12 protein-coding genes and 1 pseudogene are annotated in these 19,944 nt (G+C 62.2%); 2 read left to right on the top strand and 11 right to left on the bottom strand.

Going from position 1 to position 19,944, the window contains the following annotated elements; translation table 11 throughout:
• The first annotated feature begins 3 nt into the window (after positions 1 to 3).
• A complete protein-coding gene (locus tag RMCN_RS05480; protein WP_067387748.1) occupies positions 4 to 1,209 on the top strand; it encodes an NAD(P)/FAD-dependent oxidoreductase in 1,206 nt (401 codons plus the stop codon).
• Positions 1,210 to 1,412: 203 nt separating this feature from the next.
• On the opposite strand, the gene qcrB is transcribed toward RMCN_RS05480, so the two are convergent.
• From qcrB to RMCN_RS05530, 11 genes and pseudogenes are all read right to left on the bottom strand, one after another.
• Positions 1,413 to 3,071 carry a cytochrome bc1 complex cytochrome b subunit gene (gene qcrB / locus RMCN_RS05485; RefSeq protein WP_067387773.1) on the bottom strand — a complete coding sequence of 553 codons (1,659 nt, stop codon included), beginning with the start codon at positions 3,069 to 3,071 and terminating at the stop codon, positions 1,413 to 1,415.
• Positions 3,072 to 3,548: 477 nt separating this feature from the next.
• Positions 3,549 to 4,418 (bottom strand): L,D-transpeptidase, encoded by an 870-nt coding sequence (locus RMCN_RS05490; RefSeq protein WP_067387749.1) that lies wholly within the window; start codon positions 4,416 to 4,418, stop codon positions 3,549 to 3,551.
• A gap of 223 nt (positions 4,419 to 4,641) precedes the next feature.
• The gene (locus RMCN_RS05495) at positions 4,642 to 5,976 is read right to left on the bottom strand and encodes an MBL fold metallo-hydrolase (RefSeq protein WP_067387750.1); all 1,335 of its coding nucleotides are present in this window, start codon (positions 5,974 to 5,976) and stop codon (positions 4,642 to 4,644) included.
• 38 nt (positions 5,977 to 6,014) lie between these two features.
• On the bottom strand, positions 6,015 to 6,788 hold the full coding sequence (locus RMCN_RS05500; protein WP_067387751.1) for a sulfite exporter TauE/SafE family protein: 774 nt from the start codon (positions 6,786 to 6,788) through the stop codon (positions 6,015 to 6,017).
• A 2-nt stretch (positions 6,789 to 6,790) separates the two neighbouring features.
• The gene (locus RMCN_RS05505; RefSeq protein ID WP_067387752.1) at positions 6,791 to 7,186 is read right to left on the bottom strand and encodes a DUF302 domain-containing protein; all 396 of its coding nucleotides are present in this window, start codon (positions 7,184 to 7,186) and stop codon (positions 6,791 to 6,793) included.
• A 14-nt stretch (positions 7,187 to 7,200) separates the two neighbouring features.
• Positions 7,201 to 7,470, bottom strand: coding sequence for a metal-sensitive transcriptional regulator (locus tag RMCN_RS05510; RefSeq protein ID WP_067387753.1), 270 nt, complete (start codon positions 7,468 to 7,470; stop codon positions 7,201 to 7,203).
• Between the two features lie 850 nt (positions 7,471 to 8,320).
• Positions 8,321 to 8,752, bottom strand: a pseudogene (locus RMCN_RS32210) (transposase); the annotation flags it as partial.
• The gene (nbtC, locus tag RMCN_RS05515) at positions 8,745 to 11,858 is read right to left on the bottom strand and encodes a nocobactin polyketide synthase NbtC (protein WP_234787582.1); all 3,114 of its coding nucleotides are present in this window, start codon (positions 11,856 to 11,858) and stop codon (positions 8,745 to 8,747) included. The gene nbtC and the pseudogene RMCN_RS32210, both read right to left, overlap by 8 nt.
• Positions 11,839 to 13,167, bottom strand: a complete 1,329-nt coding sequence (locus tag RMCN_RS05520; protein ID WP_263987683.1) for a beta-ketoacyl [acyl carrier protein] synthase domain-containing protein — start codon at positions 13,165 to 13,167, stop codon at positions 11,839 to 11,841. The genes nbtC and RMCN_RS05520 overlap by 20 nt, the downstream gene beginning before the upstream one ends.
• Positions 13,164 to 13,922 carry a thioesterase II family protein gene (locus RMCN_RS05525; RefSeq protein ID WP_067387755.1) on the bottom strand — a complete coding sequence of 253 codons (759 nt, stop codon included), beginning with the start codon at positions 13,920 to 13,922 and terminating at the stop codon, positions 13,164 to 13,166. The genes RMCN_RS05520 and RMCN_RS05525 overlap by 4 nt, the downstream gene beginning before the upstream one ends.
• 90 nt (positions 13,923 to 14,012) lie before the next feature.
• Positions 14,013 to 14,651, bottom strand: a complete 639-nt coding sequence (locus tag RMCN_RS05530; RefSeq protein ID WP_110765759.1) for a GNAT family N-acetyltransferase — start codon at positions 14,649 to 14,651, stop codon at positions 14,013 to 14,015.
• 256 nt (positions 14,652 to 14,907) lie between these two features.
• On the opposite strand from RMCN_RS05530, the gene RMCN_RS05535 reads away from it, so the two are divergent.
• Positions 14,908 to 19,944, top strand: coding sequence for a non-ribosomal peptide synthetase (locus tag RMCN_RS05535; RefSeq protein ID WP_067387756.1), 5,037 nt, complete (start codon positions 14,908 to 14,910; stop codon positions 19,942 to 19,944).

Raw genomic sequence — 19,944 nt, forward strand, 5'->3', positions numbered from 1 at the left:
CGCATGCCGTCGAATCAGCTGAAGCGGGTGGTTGTCATCGGTGCCGGCGTGGCGGGCACGATGGCCGCTCAAACGCTGCGGACCGAGGGCTACGACGGCGAGCTCACCATTGTGAGCGCCGAGCGGCATTCCCCGTACCACCGGCCGCCGTTGTCCAAGAAGTTGCTCACCGGCAAAGTGCATCGGGCGGGCATCGACATGGCGCCGCAGAATGAGCTCGCCGCGCGCGCGCTGCGAGGCGCCAGCGCGATCGGGCTGGACATGTCGTCGCGCACGGTTGAGGTGCGCGACGACAACCAAAACCGAGCCCTGACGTTCGACGGACTTGTCATTGCCAGCGGCGCCGTGGCGCGCCAATGGCCGGGCGGCCCGGTGCCCGGCGGCGTGATGGCGCTCCGCACGGTCGATGACTGCTTGGCCATTCGCGACAAGCTCGGCAAACGAACTCGCGTCGTGGTCGTCGGCGGCGGGTTCATCGGCACCGAAGTCGCCGCGAGTCTGCGCTCGTTGGGTCTGAAGGTGACGCTGCTGTCTCAGGCCGACACCTTGCTGCAGTCCGCGTTGGGCCACGAGATGGCGCAGTGCTGGACCGACTTGCATCGCCAGCATGGCGTCGACGTGCGAGTCGGTGTCAACGTCGACAGGTTGGTCGGCAACGGACATGTGAAGGCCGTTCAACTCAGCGATGGCTCGAGGCTGAAGGCCGACCTCGTGCTTATCGGCCTCGGGGTGGAGCCAGCCATCGAGTGGCTACGTGGCTCCGGATTGAAGGTCGACAAGGGTGTGATGTGTGACGCGACCGGGGCTGCAGAAGGTGCTACCGGTGTCGTCGCCGCGGGTGATGTCGCGCGCTGGTGGCATCCGCTGTATCAGCAGCATTTGCGTATCGAGCACTGGGACCACGCGTCGCGGCAGGGTGTCGCGGCGGCGAGGACTCTGTTGGCCGGGCCCGACAACGCCGAGCAGTACGATGCTGTGCCGTACTTCTGGTCCGATCAGTACGACGTGAAGCTCCAATTGGTCGGCGTGCCAACCGGCTACGACGTCGTCGAAATCATTGAGGGCAGTGCTGGCGATTGGGAGTTTGTCGCCGCATACGGGAAGAATGGACGGACCATCGCGGTACTCAGCACCGTCCCCGGCCGGGTGAACGACTACCGCAGCGCCATCGGCAATCAAGCCGAATTCCCTCCGCGGCTTCACACATAGCCCGCTTAAAACCTCAGCGAATCAGCTACACAACTACGCCAACGAGCCTGCCGGCCAGCAGCGCCCCCGCCGATGACAACGCGTAACGATTGAAGGTCGTCGGCACGGAGTCCGTGCCTCGTTTGAACGTGCATGGTCGTGATCGACCTTTGCTGGACCAACTTGCCTGCCATCGGGGGTGTGCCTGATTCGGTATCGGTCGGTCATTCGGTGTCGTTTCGCTGGCCGTGCGGCGCCTGGCCATCTCCCGTGTCGCAACGGTGCTGGTATTGACCAAGCGCGGTCAGCGCTCGGCGTTCCTGCTCGTGCGCTATGCGGGTGAGCTGTTCGTTCTCGCCGGGCGGGTCGGCGGTCAGCAGGCTGCCGGCGCCGGGTGCACCGGCTGCGCCGAGCTTATTGATCCGCTTGGGCACCGCAGCGCCCTGATACTGCAGCGGAATCGGGTGGCCGTCGTCGTCGACGGGTCCCAACGGTTGGTGTATCTCGATGTAGGCGCCATGCGGCAGTCGTTTGATGATGCCGGTCTCCACACCATGCTCGAGCACTTCGCGGTCGCTGCGTTGCAGCGCTACACACCACCGGTAGGTGATGTAGTAGACGATGGCGGGCAAGACCACCATGCCGATGCGCCCGATCCAGGTGGTGGCATTGAGCGAGACGTGGAACTTCAGCGCGATGATGTCGTTCATCCCACTTAGAGTCAGGACCATGTAGAACGCGATCGCCGACGCCCCGAGAGCGGTGCGCACCGGCACGTCGCGCGGGCGCTGCAGCAGGTTGTGGTGCACGTTGTCGCCGGTGAGTTTTTTCTCGATCCACGGATAGACGGTGAGCAGACCGAACACCACACCCATGATCAGCGCCACCCAGAACGCGGCGGGCACGGTGTGGCCCCAGAAATACAGCTCCCAGGCCGGCCACAACCGGGCCAGGCCCTCGGTCCACATCAGATAGAAATCGGGCTGCGAACCAGCCGAGACCTGCGCCGGGTTGTATGGGCCGAGCTGCCAGATCGGGTTGATCTGCAACAGTCCACCCATCAGACCCAGCACGCCGGTGACCATCGCGAAAAAGGCGCCGGACTTGGCGCCGAACACCGGCATCACCCGAACCCCGACCACGTTGTGCTCGGTGCGACCTGGGCCGGGGAACTGGGTGTGTTTCTGAAACCACACGAGCGACAAGTGGAGTCCGATCAGCGCAGCGAAGATCGCTGGAAAAATCAAGATGTGGATGGTGTACATGCGCGCGATGATGATCTCGCCGGGGAAATCGCCGCCGAACAAGGCCCAGTGCATCCAGGTGCCGATCACCGGGATGCTCATGGTGATCGAAGACAGCGCGATGCGCAGCCCGGTGCCCGAGAGTAGATCATCAGGCAGCGAGTAGCCGAAGTAGCCCTCGAACATGGCCAAGATCAGCAGCACAGACCCGATCACCCAGTTGGCCTCGCGCGGCCGGCGAAACGCGCCGGTGAAAAAGATCCGCGCCAAGTGCACCATGATCGACGCGGCGAACATCAACGCCGCCCAGTGATGAACCTGGCGCACAAACAATCCGCCGCGCACCTCGAAGCTGATGTCGAGCGTCGACTCGTAGGCTTTCGACATCTGCACGCCGCGCAGCGGCTGATACACCCCGTTGTAGGTGACTTCGGCCATCGACGGGTCGAAGAACAATGTCAGGTAGATCCCAGTGATGATCAGCACGATGAAGCTGTAGAGGGCGATCTCACCCAACAGAAACGACCAGTGCGTCGGGAATACCTTGTTGAGTTGGCGGCGTGCGGACGCCGAGGGGTGATAGCGCGAATCGATCGCATCGCCCTGCTCGGCGAGAAGCCGGTCAAGTTTTGGACTCACCACGACTCTTCTTGTCTTTTCTGCCATCTAGCCCGCCGCCTGGGTAACCCGCGACCACATGAGCTAAACAGGGTGCCAAGGACTTGATCCCTGAAGATTTCCGCGTGCCGGCACACTATCCGCCCGCAGCAGTGCTGCACCTGCGACTGGGCTCGGCGCGGCCGATCCGGATTTTCGATCAAAGCCTTCATTGCGAGCAGCGGCGGCGCAACGAAGAGAAGCGACCGCGACGCCGAATTGGACGCCTAACACCGTTTATGCAGCGCCTACACCAGATGCGGCCAACGACCGTGCTGCTCCGAGTTAGGCGAGCAATATTCGTCGCCGAGACCAGCCCATTGATCTGCAGCAAGCAGTCAATCAGCAGCGGCACCGCAGCGGCGTCAGCGATACGAACCCATGGGCCACTGAGCCTCTGGGCGAACGACTACGGCATCAGTCGGGTGCCCGGCGCATCATCAAGGTGTGGGCAGCTGGTTAACCAGTCACCATCCGAGAAACTTCAGTGCTGTTCTCCTGCACGATAATTGGGTCACCGACGTTGACCGTGTTGAAGTACCACTCGGCGTCCTCGGTGCTAAGGCCGACGCAGCCGTGGCTAACATTCTCATACCCGAGTACATTGACATTCCACGGAGCCGAGTGCACGAAGAGGCCGCGGCGAGTGAAACGGACGGCGTACTCCACGGTGACCAGGTAACCGTCGGGATCGTCGATGGGAATGCCGACACTGCTGGAATCCATGACCACGTCGCGTTCTTTGGCGAGAACCGTGTAGGTGCCCACAGGTGTTGGGTACTCGGGCCGGCCCATCGAGGCCGGAAATACCCCTGGCTTGCCCCAGTTTGGTCGGTGGTGCGGCGCCGGTAGTTCAATCGGCGGTCCCGTGTCGACGCCGTCGATGCTTACGGTGAACGTGTGCTCAGAGATGCTGGCCGTGCCGATCACGGCGCGACCGGTAACGAACTCCGTTTTCACGCCGCCCACCGAAAGCGCGATCGTACTGTGCGCGGGCCAGAATTGGTCGGGAATCCATTGCACGGCCGCGTTGTCGAGCCATTCGAACTTGCCCGTCATCGTGGGCACCGACGTGATGTCGATGGCACGCTCGGCGGCGCGCTTGTCGGCCACGGGCGCACTGAACGTCACCACCACCGGATGTCCCACCCCGACGACGTCCCCGCGCGCGGGCAGCACCGAAGCAATGGCGGGCTTGAACAACGGGCCAGCCGCCGTGGGCGGCACATACGACGGGTTAGCTGCCGTCCTACTGGCGACGGCCGGTGCTGCGCACACGATCGCATTGATTCCGATCGCAGCAAGAATCCCCAGAGCAACCCCACGCATGGCACCAAACTCCTCCGAAATGACAACGGCGTCAATTGGATTGTAGGAATGCTCGGCCTATCGATATGCAGACGCGCCTTGGCGATTCGGTCAAGGGTCAGTCACGCTTCGGACACAGAAAGAATCCGGCGTTGTTGTTGCCCTCGAGAAAGGCGGCCGCGTGGTCGGATCACGCCTCGGCGTTGGCCACGAAAACCTCGGTGGTCTAGAAGAGGGCGACGTCCTACGCCGCGAGCCCGAGTTCGACGGCTTTGGTGAACGAATCGTCTATGAGAACGACTGCCCGATTTCGGGAGTCGAGGATCGATGCCGCGATCGACGCCCGGTACCCGGACCCACAGTGCACCCAGATTTCCCCGGCAGGGACCTCGTCGAAGCGAGCGAGCAGTTCGTGCAGCGGAATGTTCACCGCACCCGGCACATGGCTGTCGGCGTACTCGTTGGCCTGTCGGACGTCCAAGATGGTGACCTCTGACGCAATCGTCCTCAGCTCGGAGAAATCGCTGACTCGGTAGGACCGCAACGCGGGTCCGGCACTTAGGTCGTCCATCGCTCCGGTAGCCGCACCACGAACCTCGTCGATCCCGATACGGACGAGTTCCCTTCGCGCATCGGCGATCTGATTTTCGTCATCACCGATGAGAGTCAGCGGCGCGCCCCACTGGTACAGCCATCCCAGGTAGGTGACGAACGAGTCCGAGAGCTCGAAGCCGAGCGTGCCGGCCAGATGGCCCGCCGCGAAGGCGGTTCGGCTGCGCAGATCCACGACCCACTCCCCCGCATCGATGCGCCGACGCAACTCTTGCGGGTCGACCGCCGCTGGCATGGACAAGTCAACGGGAGCCGGGCCAGCCGTGTTGATCACCCCCATGTGCGCGTAGTACGCCGGATATGCAGTCAGACCTGCGAGCAGATTCTCGACGTAGGTTTCCTCGTCAGAAGTCAGCGCGGGATTGGTGCGCCGCTGCTCGCCGATGGTCGACGAGTCCCCGCTGGCCGGCGACGCCGAGCAGAAGCTGCCGAATCCATGTGTGGGATACACCTGGGTGTCGTCGGGCAATTCGCCGGCCAGTCGGCGCACGGAGTGAAACTGCGCATGGGCGAGCGCTACGGTGTCGTCAGGGCCGACGAGATCAGTGCGTCCCGTCGTTCCGTGCAACATCGACCCACCGGTGAACACTGCCGTCCGGTCGCCGGTGCGCAGGATGTAGCTGACGTGGTGGTGTGTGTGGCCGGGGGTGTGCACCACCTCGAGTCGCATCGACCCTGCGTTGATGACGTCACCGTCGCGGACAGGCCGCCGCTCGTAGTCGACGTCATCGCCCGCAGGCACCACGTATTCGGCGCCGACGACACGGGACAGCTCCAGCCCGCCGGTGACGTAGTCGTTGTGAATGTGTGTTTCCACGACGTGGGTGATGGTCGCGCCGCGCTCGGCCGCCGACGCGAGGACGCGGTCAATGTCGCGCTGCGGGTCGACGACGACGGCGACACCATCATGGTCGATCAAATAGCTACGGTCACCAAGACTCGAAGTGTCGATAATGGATATCTGCATAGAGAAATTCGCCTTTCTAAGAGTTTGTTGCTGGCGCGTCAGCGCAGGAACACGATGTCGACCACCACATATGCGGCGACCGCGAACACCAGGTAGGCGAACCAGCGTTGAATTCGCCCGGTGTCCAACCGGGTACCGACCTGACCGGCAATCAACGATCCCGCGACGGCGGTTGCGACGAACGCCGCGGTGATGATCCAGTCGATGCTGCTTTGACTCGCGTGCGCGAGCGAACCGGCAACAGAGTTGGCGACGATGATCAACAGCGATGTGCCGATGGCGATGGGCATCTGCACACCGAGCAGCAACACCAACGCCGGGACGACGAGGAAGCCGCCACCCACGCCGAACAAGCCGGTGAGCACGCCGACTGCCAGTCCCACCGGGATTGACCGAGTCGCACAGCGACGCCAGTTGATGCCCGAATCGCCGACCGTGCAGGCGGTTCCGGTATCGGCGTTATCCATCACCATGCGTATGCCGGCGATCACCATGACAGCGGCGAACCCCAGCAGCAGCACCGACTCCGGCAGGTGCCGGCCGATCGAGCTTCCGACAAACGTCGCGGGGATACCGGCCGCGGCGAACACCCCTGCCAGTCGCCACTGCACCTGCCCGGCGCGGACCTTGGGCAGCGCGCCGACCGCAGAGGCTACGGCGACCACGACCAGCGACATCGGAATGGCCTGCTCCACCGGGACGGCCAGCACATAGACCAACGCCGGGACAGCCAGGATGGAGCCGCCGCCACCGAGCAAGCCCAAGAAGACGCCGATGACGGCGCCGAGGGCAAGCGTGATGGGCAGCGTCATGGCTAATGCGCCAGCGCCTCAATGACCGCATGCAACCGCGCGGCAGCCTCGTCGGCCACCTGCGCCAGTCGCGGCTGGTCCGCGACCTGCACTATAAGCTGCGGATCCATCGCATCAACGATCACCACTCCGTCGGTCGAACCCGTACGCACGACCACGTTGCAGGGCAGCAGCAATCCGATCTGGCGGTCCACGCCGATGGCACAGTGGGCCAGCGGCGGGTTGCATGCGCCGAGAACCAGGTAGTTCTCCATATCTTCGCCAAGTTTGGCTTTCAGGGTTGCCTTCATGTCGAACTCGGTCAGTACGCCGAAGCCGTGATCTGACAACGCTTTACGAGTCCGTTCGACTGCGTCGTCAAAGTATGTGTGGAGGGTGGTAGAGATGGCCAAGGTCATCTGATGTCCTTTCGTCAGGCCAGCGCGAGAAAGAGCTTCTCCAGCTCTGCCTCGGTCATTGGCTCCTCGTCTTCTGAAGTGTCACCGGAAAGACACTGCCGCAGGCCGGTGGCGACGATCTTGAATCCCGCCTTGTCGAGCGCTCTGGAGACTGCCGCCAGTTGCGTAACGACGTCCTTGCAGTCGCGCCCGTGCTCGATCATAGAAATCACGCCAGCAAGCTGGCCCTGAGCGCGGCGCAACCTGTTCAATACCAGCGCGATGCTTTGCTCATCGCCAATCACAGCGACTCCTCAGTACGGACGGGGTATTTGTCCGATTGCCTCCTAATATACCCCTAGGGGTATAGTCCGTGGAGGGGCGGCCCACCTCCCTCGCGCTTGCGCCGATGCGAGAAGTCAGCATCAAGTCGGCCCTCGAGGTGCAGGCGCAGTGGCTCCGCCACCTACGCGCTTGGTTCGCCACCGTCGTCGGGGGACGTGAACGCGCGCATCGCTGAACTCGGTGGGAGCAGAAGCGAATGTCATGATTGTCGTGACATAAGCGGCGACTGGTCGTGGGTGATCGATGTGGACGCAGCGGTGTGGGTCAGTCGATACCAGGTGGTGGTAGCGGCATGACTTACCGCCACGGAGACGTGATGTTGCGCAACGCGGTGGCCCGAACGGGTCTGCTATGAGGCCCATGCCGTCACACGCGGGCAGGACCGGTTCTGTGATCACGGTTTGGCCGGGCGCAGGTGAGTGCGGTGATCCGTGGCGGTGTTGACGACGTAACTGAAGAAGTCGAGCGCGTTAGATGGCGCTCCCGTGCTGCGTTCCGGCTCGCAGGCCGAGGAAGCCATTTTCGGCCGCGGCCCGTCAGCTAGGCTGCGATCGTCGCCATCATCTACTTAGGCCCGCTGGCGTGCAGCATCAAGGGCTGGTCCCATGCTGCTCACCAGGATGACACCGGCGACCAGTGAGTCTCGTGTGGTCGACCAGCCGCCCGGCGAGGTGAGCGGCTTCTGCGTCGCCGCACATCTCGGTTAGGACGGTGAAGCCGGAGATGTCGACGGCAGCTGAAATCGACCCCTGCCAGGTTACTCGGGTCTGTGACGATGTTCTGCCGGAACTTCGCGCCCTCGCTGCCTTAGATCCAGACCCCAAGGGCGTGTCTGCGGCCCTCCAGATCCACTTCGATGGCCAGATAAGCCACCTGGTTGGGTGATGACCACGTTCTCGCCGATGGGCCGCAGCCCGTCGATGTAGAGGGTCCATAGACTTCGTCGAGCGGGCGGGACTGCCAGGCTTGATTTCATCGACCACGACGCCTCGGTGAGCTGGCAATCAGTTCCCGCGACACCGACGCGCCGTACACTCGGCCATGTGCGCCTCGATATCGCCGGTAGACATGACGCGCGAATAAAGCTACAACTCAACGGAATTGGTGGGGTTAGGCCGACGGGTCTTTTTGGCACGATCGCTGGCTCAAACGGCTCGTTGCGGTTGCGGGGCCGTCAATCTTGACAGGACCGTTGACCGTTGACACCGTTTTCGGCATCGTGCCGTTGCGGGAGTTACCCGAGCGGCTGTTGCCACAATTCCTGTGCGCTCAGCTGCGCGGCGACATCAGCTATGGACGCCCCTCCGAGCAGATCCGATACCTCGAGATCGTGATTGAACTCGCTCTTAATGCGACGACGTAACTCTAGCGCCTGCAACGAATCCAGGCCGATCGCCACCATGGGGATATCGGTATCAATCGACTCGGCGCGATCGATACCGATGGATTCGGCGAACAGATCAATCAACCGTCGCGGGTGCATGTCCGGCTCAACGGGTCTGTCGGTTGTTGGGTCATCGACGTCGGGCTTGATCAGCTGTGAAACTAGCGGGCCGTAGCCGAACTCACCCAGCACCGATCGTGCTCGGGCGAAATCGAACGCCCCGACGATGGCATTCCTGCCCAGCCGGTTCATTCCCAAAGCGATTGCATCGCTCGGAGACATCGGGACGACCCCGATGGCCGCAAGCTGCGCCATACTCCTTTCATCGAGGTCGAAATGAACGGTCCACTGACCCCACTGCACCGAAACACAGTCCAAACCATCGGTGCGGAGTCGGTGCGCTATGGCGTCGAGCATCCGATTGGCAGCCGAGTAAACCACCTGCCCGCGTCCGCCGATTGTCGCTCTCGCTGAGGAGCACAGAATGACGCGACAGTTTTCCGCTCGCGGGAACGCCTCCAGTACCCGCGATATGCCGATAACCTTGGCCCGCAAGGCATCGTCTACCTTCGTGGCGGTAATGTCCTCGAGTTCGATAGCCGAATAGTTGACAGCGGCGTGGATTATCAGATCAGCCGGGGCGCCCTGGTTCTCCGCAGCCAGTTGCGATACTGCCGCCTGGTCGCCTACGTCGCACTTCATGACACAGATTTGCGTGGCTGTGGTCGAACGGATCCCCTGGAGTCGGTCCGCGACTGCAGCGGCCCCGCCCGATCTGCTCACCAGCGTGATTCGCCGAGCGCCGCAGTGTGCGAAGTGGTCGCAGAATTCGAGACCGAGTTTCCCCGTTCCCCCGACGATGAGCACATGTTCATAGGGCACGCAATCGGACTGGATTGCCGAGCTGTCGCAAGCAACGATCCGTTTGGCGTATAGACCCCCATTGCGGAAAGCCAATTCCGATTCTTCGGCGGTGTGCAGGGCCGCGACGACCGCACGCCCCGAGTCTGAGGCGGTGGATCCGCCCGGCAGGTCGAGGTGCCGGAATCCTACGCCCGGATAGTTGGCGCCAATGCTGCGGAACCCCGCACTTGCCGCTGCGTGCACCGGATCCGGTGGTGCGTCGTCAGCGACGACCGCCTCACCGCCCACCGTCACTAGCCAGCAGTCCGTACCTACATGAGTGACTCCCGGCCACCACGTGCGGTTGGAAAAGAATTCCGTGACTGCGGCCGCGGCGGCGACGTCGTCCATCTTCGGCGATTGCGGAAGCAGTATGACAAGTGTATTGAAATGACTTGCGACGCCGCCACTTTCATTGTCGATCATGCGAGCCGCGGCGCCAGCTTCACCGGCTGCAGCGCATATGGCAGTGGCCAAACCCGCGCAAGTTGTCGTGTGGTCGACGATTCCGATGTCACGCGGTGGGACAAGTGAGCGCTTCGACAGCCGAACCCATTCCTCGACGAGAAGGCGCGCCGGCGTGGTTTGCGCGCTCGACTCACGGGCTGAGTCTGCAGGCACTGGGACCGGATCGACGGCGGAGGTCTGAGCGGCGCGCCGGGGCAGCGCCTCGTCATATGGCAGCCACAGCGGTATCTCATTCATCCGGGTGTTGGGAAAAGCACGTAATGGAAGCGAGACGGTTTCGTCAGATCCAGTGCGCAGGCACTCCCATGAGTAGTCCAAGTCATGTACGGCGACGTTCGCGAGATTGCGTGTCAACACGTTGAGATCCGTGGCCGTTCGCTCTGACGAGCCGACCACGACGGCCGAGCTCGTGTCCCGAAGCCCGGCCATATTCTCTTGAATCGCCAGCTGTAGTGTCGGGTGCTCGGCCAACTCCACGAACGTGTCGACGTTGCGCCGCACCGCTTCCGTGATTGCCTTGTCGAACCGAACGGTGTTGCGGAGGTTCCAGAACCAATATTGGTCGACGGGCAATCCTTGGTCGACCGAGCTGCCAAGAGTTGCTCCGATCCAGTCGATTTCGGAGTCGACAAACACAAGATTCTGCAGTCGCCGTTGCACCGTGGCACGTACCTCGGCACTAAGGTCATGCATCAAACTGGTGTGTGCGGGATATTGGACGGGAATGACTCGAGCGAACGTGCCATTCTCGACAAAGGCGTCCACGATTGCCTGCACCGCTTCCCGTTCACCCGAAATACAATGCATCCCAGTCGAATTGACCACCGACAGCTGCGCCCAACCCGAGCAACGCGCGATCGAATCCTCACAGGCGTCCCGGTCGGCGGCGACGACTGCCATGGAGTAATCATCGGAGGCCCATGTGTCGGCGAAGTGTGCGCGGATCCCGACAACGACGACGGCATCAGCCAAAGTGATCTTACCCGAAACGTAGGCCGCGCTGATCTCACCTTGGCTGTGTCCGATAGTGGCATTCGGTGTCACGCCGAATGAACGCCACGTTGCGGCCAGGGCGGCCATTTGAGTAAATAATGCCGGCTGAACGGTCACCGCACTGTCATCGGACGGAAGGTGTTCGTCGAGAAGGTAATTGAGCGGACATTCACCGAACTGCCTCTGGAAAGCCTCGGTGCAGCGGTCCGCTTCGGCGCGAAATGCGGGAATCGATTCATAGAAGAGCCGCCCCATCCCTGGCCTTTGGTTGCCCTGCCCGGGAAAGACGTAGGCCACCTTACGGGTGGTGGCGGTCGTGTTGGTCTGGATCAACGACGGATGTTCTCGTCTATCAACCAGTGCCCGTAAGGCGCTGAGCAGATCATCGCGGCTGGTCACCATCGCCAGCGCGCGGCGCCGGCGAGCTATCCGTGTCCGAAACAACATTTCGGCTATCTGGTCAGGTGCCACGTCTGGATGATCTGCAGCATAAGAAAGAAGGCCCGCGGCCTCGTCGACGAGCAGATCGGCGGTATCCGCCGACAGCAGGACGGGGGTGGTGCCGTTCGGAAGTCTATAACTAGGAATCACTTTGCTCACTCGAGGACATGGCGATGATCGCGTGTGCATTGGCGCCTCCCGCACCAAACGAGGAAACGGCACCGTAGCGGACGCCGCCTTTGGGCTCCCAATGGTGCAGTTTTGTCGCTAGCCGCACGCCCGTCAGATCCCAATCCACTGTCTGAGTGGGGTTGTCCGAGAACAGGGTCGGCGGAATTTGACCGTGCTGACCGGCGAGCAACAGTTTGATCAGTCCGAGGATCCCGGATGCGGCCTGGGCATGGCCGGCATTCGCCTTTATCGAGCCTAAGAGCGCATGGGATCCCGCCGCGCCGTAAGTGTTGAAAAGGGCAATTAATTCCACTGGGTCGCCCACCGAGGTAGCGGTCCCGTGTCCTTCGATCATTCCCACATCGGCTGGGTCAATTCCCGCAGCGTCGAGCGTCTTACGGATGACCTGTTCCTGCGCGCGCACCCGAGGAACCAAGATCGGCTTACCTTTCCCGTTGTGATTGGTGCGGATGGCCAGGATTTGTCCATAGATCCGGTGTCTCATTTGACGCGCTCGGGATTCACGCTCGATGAGAACCATTCCGGCGCCTTCGCCCCAGACGGTCCCGGTTGCGTCGTCCGAATACGCGCGGCAGCGCCCGTCACTGGAAAGCGCGTTGAGTCTGGCGAATTCGTAGAACGCACCAGGGGACCCCATCACGCACACCGCGCCGGCAAGTGCCCATTCGCACTCGCCGTCTCGCACTGCTGTCGCGGCCAGGTGCAATGCGGTCAGTGAGGATGCACATGCGGTATCGACGCAGATCGATGGACCGGTCAGTCCCAGGCAATGCGAGATCCGGCCGGCGGCCCCCAGTTGTCCCAACGAGGCGATCCGATGTCCGCTGTAGGCGTCGGCGACCGCCGCGCGTGGGCCGTACTCCATCGGTGACATGCCGACGAAGCATCCACCGTCCGCGCCTTCAAGCGTGCCCGGATTAACGCCAGAATTCTCAAGTGCTTTCCATGCCACCCGCATCGCCACCCGCTGTTGGGGGTGCATCACGACGGCCTCGCGGTGGGTGACGCCGAAGAAGGACGGATCAAATGTCGTGGCACCGTCGAGAAAACCACCCGCGTCGCAAACGGGTCCCCACCCGTCTAGCTCGGATACCGACAGCAGATCATCGGTTGGCCAGCCGCGGTTGCGCGGGAAGGGGGTGAGCAACTCCCTTCCTTCGGCCAAGGCTGACCATAAGGCGTTGGGGCTGTCGATTCCTCCAGGCGCCTCGACAGCCATGCCGGAAATGACGATAGGGTCGACCGTTGTCGTGGAGGTAGATTCGCTGAGGCTCACGCGGTCTGCTCACATTGTGCGCTCGCCGCCAACAACTCCGCAACAGCGTCGATGTGCGATTTCAAATAGAAGTGTCCACCGTCAAACATTGTTACCTTGACCGTGTCGGTGTGCTTGCGCCACCCGTAGAGATCACCCAACGTGATATACGGGTCCGAATCACCGCCGATAGCATGAATCGGAGCCGCTACCTTGATGCCTTCGGCGCAGGAGTACGCGTCGAAGGCGTTGTAGTCCGCCTTTATCACGGGAAGTGCCAGCCTCATCACTTCTCGGCTTGCAAACACATCCGTGTCGGTGCCCTCGAGCGCCGCAAGATGATTCAAGATCTTCTCGTCGTCTTTGGGATGCGGTGGTTTGGTTGCGACGTTTGAGGGAGCTACCGCCGCCGAGACGGTAAGGTGCCGCACATCGATCCCGTTCGCTTCTGCAATCCGGACAAACTCGAAGGCCACCAAAGCTCCCATGCTGTGGCCGAATGCGATTAGCGGAGCTGCGCGATTGTGCTCCGACTTCGAGAAGTCACGGAATGCTCCGGCGGCGATCTCGGGAAGCGAGTTCAACGACGCCTCGGTCGCTCGATCCTGGCGCCCGGGATACTGAAAGACAACGACTCTGAACTCCGCGCTCAGAATCCTGGAGAATTCGCGGTAGGCCGACGCGCCAGCCCCGGCATGCGGAAACACCAGCAACGTCATGTTGTCGGGGGAATCCGGCTCGTGAAATTGTCTCAACCACCCCTCTATGCGCGGCATGCACTATAACCTCTCGCCCATCCGTCGCCGCCATTCTGCAACCCGGCTTGGTGGTTGTTATCGTTTCCCACGTTCGTGACTTAGCTGAGGCTAACATAAGCTTCCATCTTCCGTGGTCGGTTCCGGGCTGTTCGCCTCCCGGTTTGCTGCGCGAACCGAAGTGCTCATCCCCTCTCGGTCACGGACCATGAGCGCAGCGCGCTTATCCGGCAGATCGAGGTCCGTGATGCGTCGAAATCCGGCGCGTTCGAGAGCCCGGATCACTCGCGCGTTCTTGACGTCGGGTTCTGCGACCACTCGTGTGGCGCGAGAATCTGCTTCCAGTTGCCAAGTCGATACGGTCTGCAGCAAGTCAATGCCCAGTCGCCGTCCGCGGTACGGGGCCGGCCCCAGCAGCATGTGCATGCCGGCGTCGCGTTCGTGTGCGGCGTAGTACTCGGCGAGCGGATCGAGATCGGCGCGGTAGAGCTCCCAGTAACTAATCGGAACACCATCCAGCAGGCCCAGATATGGAGCCAGGTGGTCGCTGCCTTGCTGCCGGCGCAGATAGGACGCGATCCGGTGTCGCGCCCATGGCTTCCGCCAGAAACGGGCCACCTCAGGGTCATTCATCCATGAGTGCACCAGATCGAGGTCGCGGTCGAGGTCGAGCCGACGCAGCGTGAACTCTCCCGAGAACGCCTGATGATCCAGTGCTGCGCGGTATCGCCCTACGTTCAGCGCATCCACGACGTACCTCCAACCGAACGGCCCGCATGGTCGCCATGAGCGCATGGGGTAGGTGTCTCCAGCTCCCTCACGCGACAGCCGCAACAGCCGCGGGAGCCATCGACTTACTTTAGGCTAGCCTAAGGCAGCTCTACGAACGCTCGGAAGAGAGGACTTCCCATGATTCGGTTCGTGTCGATGGTGCTACAGCCCTGTGGTGCAGAACCGAGCAGAGTCTGAACGATCCAGCGAACTGAAATCAGGGGTGAGACGAGCGATGGTCGACGATGCCGAGACTTTGCAGGAACGTCGTCTCGAACTGCTGCGAAGGCGTATAGCCGAAAAGGGTCTGGCAGCGAAAAGGACGGCCGATCCGGCGCGCATCTGTGCGGGAGAGCGCTACCGGCTATCAGTTGGTCAGCGCCGGATGTGGTTCCTGCAGACCATGGACCCCGCCGACACCGCGTTGAACATTTGTGTTGCCTACCGACTGACAGGTGCCTTGGATGAGTCACGCTTGCGCGGCGCCTTCTATGATGTCGTGGCGCGCCACGCTATTCTGCGCACAACCTACGGCGTGGACAACCAGGGTGAGCCATATCAAGTCTTTCACGATGGTGCCGAACCCGGTTGGCGGACAGATGGTTTGACCGATCTTACCGACGAGGAACGCGAACGGCGAATCGAGGCTTTAGCGCGAGACGAGTTCGGCCGGCCATTCGATCTCACGAACGAGCCGCCGCTGCGCATCAACTTGATACGTATCGGTACGGAAGAGTTCGTACTGTTGCTTGTCGCGCATCACATCTGTTGGGATGAGGACTCCTGCGCTATCTTCCTCCGCGAACTCAACGATGCTTACAACGGTCGCCAGCTGGGTCGGCCCGCACCACAATTTATCGCGGTCGAGGTGCTCGAGACTTCAGAAGAACCCAGCACTAGCGACATCGGCTACTGGGCTGACACATTGCGGTCGTTACCCGAGGCGCTGGAGAGTCTCGACGCAGGTGGCGCGCATCCGTCTCGGCGGGCCGAACGTCACACTCGGGCGCTGCCCGCAGGCCTCTTCAACCGGATCGAAAACTTCGCCCGAAAGCGCTCCGGTTCCCCTTTTATGGTGCTACTGGCGGCCTTTGGTGTGCTGGTGCGTCGCCATACCGGCGCAGCGGATTTCTTGGTTTCCGTCCCTGTCACCGATCGCAGGCCCGGGACCGAGGCTGCCATCGGGTATTTCGGCAATACGCTCTTGCTACGAATCAGCCCACGAGCCCACGACACTTTCACCTCTTTGGTGGACGCCGTGCGCGAAACCTGTCTTAGCGGCTTCGCCCACAAGTCGGTCGGCATCGATCGAGTGGTCCGCGAAATAAACCCGGACCGGATGGGCCACGATGGCCTGGACCGCCTGGTCAGGGTGGGTTTCAGTATGCGCAAAAGCCATAGCGGATTCGCTTTGGGCGACGTCGCTGTACGACAGCTCGAACTGGGCGCGGTCGCCGCGCAGCTTCCGCTTGCCTTGGCGATCGTGTTGGACCCGCAGGGCGTGTTAGTCGAAGTCGAGTATCAGAGGGATGTGCTGAGCGGTGCGCTCGTCGAACAGATGGTGACTCACTACCTACAGCTGTTGGACAACGCGCTGGCCGAGCCGGAACGCCGTGTCACCCGTCTGGACATGCTCGACCCCAGGGAGCGAGAAACCATCCTGGCACGGTCGCACGGCGAACTCGTCGACACGCCCGCCATCACGATGGTCGCGATCCTCGAAGCGGCCGCAGCTGCCACACCGGACGCTGTGGCGCTTTCCTCGGACGAGACTGAGCTAAGCTATGCCGAACTCCATCGGCGCGCGAATCGCTTGGCACGCTGGTTCATCCAGCAGGGCCTCGGTGCTGACGACATCATCGGCCTGCGCATTGCGACATCGATCGAGTTCATCGTCGCCTCGCTCGCCGCACTCAAAGCCGGTGCGGCTTACCTGCCCATCGACCCGGCATTCCCTGCCGAACGCATTGATTACCTGGTCACCGATGCCCGCCCACAGACGGTTATCGGGCCCCGGGAGTTTCAGTCCGCTGAGATCGCCGCCGCGCAGCTGTCTGACGCAGCACTGACCGATGCCGATCGATCACTTCCGCTGCTCCCCGAGCACTTGGCTTACGTCATTTACACTTCCGGCTCCACCGGCCGACCCAAGGGCGTGGCGGTTTCACATCGGGCCATCTCCGAGCACGTCAAGGGTTTCATCGCCGAGTGCTCCATGACCGCCGAAGACCGCTGGCTGCAATCGTCGTCAGTGAGCTTTGATGCCTCATTGGCGGATATCTTCATCACGTTGTCGCTCGGCGCACAGTTGATCATGCCCACCCTCGCCGACGCCGGGGCTTCACGTGACGTCGACTACCTGGCCGATCTGGTCAGTCGCCGCGGCGTCACCGTGCTCCACGTGGTGCCGTCAATGCTGAGCACTCTCCTGATGCTGCCGCAGGTCAAACAATGGCGGTCGCTGCGTCATGTTCCGGTCGGCGGTGAAGCGCTTCCCGGCGAGTTAGCCGCGAAATTCGCCAGCCACTTCGACGCTCAGTTACACAACCATTACGGTCCAACGGAGGCCGTCGTCTGCTCGACGCACAAGCTGGTAGACGGGTCGCACGGCGCGCGCACAGTGCCCATCGGTGTGCCGAACCGCAACGTCTACGCCTACGTACTTGACGAAGAGTTGCAGCCGGTGCCGGCCGAGGTGATCGGTGAGTTGTACCTCGGTGGTGCTCAGTTGGCGCGTGGATATCTGGGCCGTCCGGGACTGACCGCACAGCGGTTTGTCGCCGACCCATTCAACCCCGGCATGCGGCTGTACCGGTCGGGAGACTTAGTCCGCCGCAATATAACCGGCGACCTGGAATTCGTTGGCCGGACCGATGAGCAGGTCAAGATTCGCGGCTTCCGTATCGAGCTTGGCGAGATTCGGTCCGTGATTGCGACGCATCCATCGGTGCGGCATTGCCTTGTCACCGTGGACAATGCCGAGGCCGGCCCCGCGCTCGTCGCATACCTGGTGCCTTCCGATGGCACTGCGCAATTGGATCTGGAGAGCATACGCGCACACACCCGCTCGGTACTGCCGGAGTACATGGTGCCGAGTGCCTTCGCGGTGATACCCGAGATTCCGCTGACCGTTGCCGGCAAATTGGATAAGCGGGCGCTGCCCGCACCAACGCCTATCGCGCTACCTGGCTACCGCGCGCCGAGGACGCCCACCGAGCGCCGAATGTGCTCAATCTTCGCCGGTCTGTTCGGTTCGCAACGAGTCGGCGCTGAGGATTCATTCTTCGGCCTGGGCGGCCACTCCCTGTTGGCGGCCCGTTTGGTCGCGCAAATCCGGGCCGAGTTCGGCGTTGAGCTAACCGTTCGCGCGGTGTTCGATGCTCCCACCCCGGCCGGATTGGCGGCTCAGCTCGTCGATCGGTTCCGCGCCGAATTCGACATTGATCTCGACGACATGGAGGCCGAAGAGCTATCTGACGATGCAATGCCAGGAGCGCAATCGAGCCGTCCCGCGCTAGTCGAATCCATTCGCCCGGAACGGCTCCCCCTATCCTACTCGCAGTTAGCTGCGTGGTTCCAATATCGAATCGAAGGCGCACATGACGGCTTCAACATGCCGTTCGCGCTTCGCGTCGAAGGCCCGCTGGACACCGCCGCACTTACCGAGGCGCTGAACGACGTGGTGGCCCGGCATGAGCCGTTACGAACGAATTTCAATGAACACGAAGGAGTCCCATACCAAACGGTGCACTCGAAAGTGCACGTGGATGTACCGATCTCCAAGATCACGGCCGATCGCTTCGACGAAACGGTGGCCGAGTTGCGTCGGCACGTCTTGACGCCGGAGCGCGGTCCATTGATTAGTGCGACCCTGCTGGTGCTCGACTCGGATAAGCATGTGTTGTTCTTGATCGTCCATCACATTGTCAGCGATCACGCCTCACTCGGCATCCTCTCCGAAGACCTAATCTGCGCCTACCGCGCGCGGATGAGGGGTAAGCCGCCCCAGTGGGCAACGCTCCCCCTTCAGTTCGCGGATTACGCGCTGTGGCAACGAAATGCTTTCGATGCATCCAGTGGATGGGGACGGGCTGAGCTGGCTCATTGGCGTGAAGCATTGGCCGGATCGCCCGATGTGATCTCGGTAGCGCCCGACCACTCACGGCCGCCAGTGCTCGGCAAGCGCGGCAAGGTGGCGAGCTTCACGGTGTCCGCGGCCCGTCGATCGGCGCTTACGCAGCTCGCCGAGCAGAATAGCGCCACTGAGTTCATGGTTTATCAGGCCGTTCTTGCAGCATTGCTGCACAAGCTCGGCGGCGGGACGGACATCGCAATTGGCAGCCCAGTCGCATCTCGCGTCGAATCCGCCACCGCGCATTTGATCGGGCTGTTCGCCAACGTGGTGGTCCTGCGCAACGATGTGTCCGGTGATCCAAGCCTGCGCACCTTGGTCGCGCGTAGCCGCGATACGGTGCTGGATGCCTTCGCGCATCAAGAACTACCCATCGAACGCTTGGTGGAAGCGTTGAACCCGCCGCGCTCGCGGTCCTGGAATCCGTTGTTCCAAGTCCTTATCCATTTTCGCGGTGAGGATTGGGCGCTCATGCCGCGCGACCTGACCGAGACCGGGGAAACCACGGTCTGTCCGCTGTCAATGGACTTCGATGTGTCACTCCTGGATCTGGACGTCGGCATGAACGTGACAGAGCGTGGAGAACTCGACGTGCGGATCGTCGCCAATGCCGACCTTTACGAGTCGCAAAGCGTCGCGCTTATCGCCGACGCTCTGAATGCCGCACTCGATGCATTCGCGACGACGCCGGATTGCAGGCTACCCGCGTTGGACTTGCTACCCGCAGCCGCCGTGGAGGAGCTTCTTGCTCCGCCAACCCCTAAGGTGGTCCAGCAATTGGAACCGGTCACAGGAGGTTCCGCGGAAACCGAGCGGGCCCTCATCACCCTGTTGGAGCAATTGCTCGACATCACCGGCGCAGAACCCGATGACAACTTCTTCGCGCTCGGCGGCGACAGCATCATCTCCATCAAGTGGTCGGCGCAGGCTACCGAGCGGGGACTGCCCTTGACCCCGGCAATGGTGTTTGAACACAGGACCATCGCCGAGTTGGCGGCGGCAGTCGACGCCGCAACTCTTCAGGCTGCTGCAGAAGAGACCGGTCCGGTAGCAGGACACGAGTACACGCCGATGAGCACATCCGGCCTGAGTCCCGATGCGCTGGCCGATCTCACTGCATCCTGGCTCAAGGAGTCGTGA

The sequence above is a fragment of the Mycolicibacterium novocastrense genome (assembly GCF_001570485.1).
In the GTDB taxonomy this organism is placed as follows: domain Bacteria; phylum Actinomycetota; class Actinomycetes; order Mycobacteriales; family Mycobacteriaceae; genus Mycobacterium; species Mycobacterium novocastrense.

Coding starts and splice junctions, on each gene's coding strand:
- RMCN_RS05525 (WP_067387755.1), bottom strand. CDS start 13,922: ATGCCGCGCATAGAGGGGTGGTTGAGACAATTTCACGAGCCGGATTCC.
- RMCN_RS05480 (WP_067387748.1), top strand. CDS start 4: ATGCCGTCGAATCAGCTGAAGCGGGTGGTTGTCATCGGTGCCGGCGTG.
- RMCN_RS05495 (WP_067387750.1), bottom strand. CDS start 5,976: ATGCAGATATCCATTATCGACACTTCGAGTCTTGGTGACCGTAGCTAT.
- RMCN_RS05535 (WP_067387756.1), top strand. CDS start 14,908: ATGGTCGACGATGCCGAGACTTTGCAGGAACGTCGTCTCGAACTGCTG.
- RMCN_RS05490 (WP_067387749.1), bottom strand. CDS start 4,418: ATGCGTGGGGTTGCTCTGGGGATTCTTGCTGCGATCGGAATCAATGCG.
- RMCN_RS05505 (WP_067387752.1), bottom strand. CDS start 7,186: ATGACCTTGGCCATCTCTACCACCCTCCACACATACTTTGACGACGCA.
- RMCN_RS05500 (WP_067387751.1), bottom strand. CDS start 6,788: ATGACGCTGCCCATCACGCTTGCCCTCGGCGCCGTCATCGGCGTCTTC.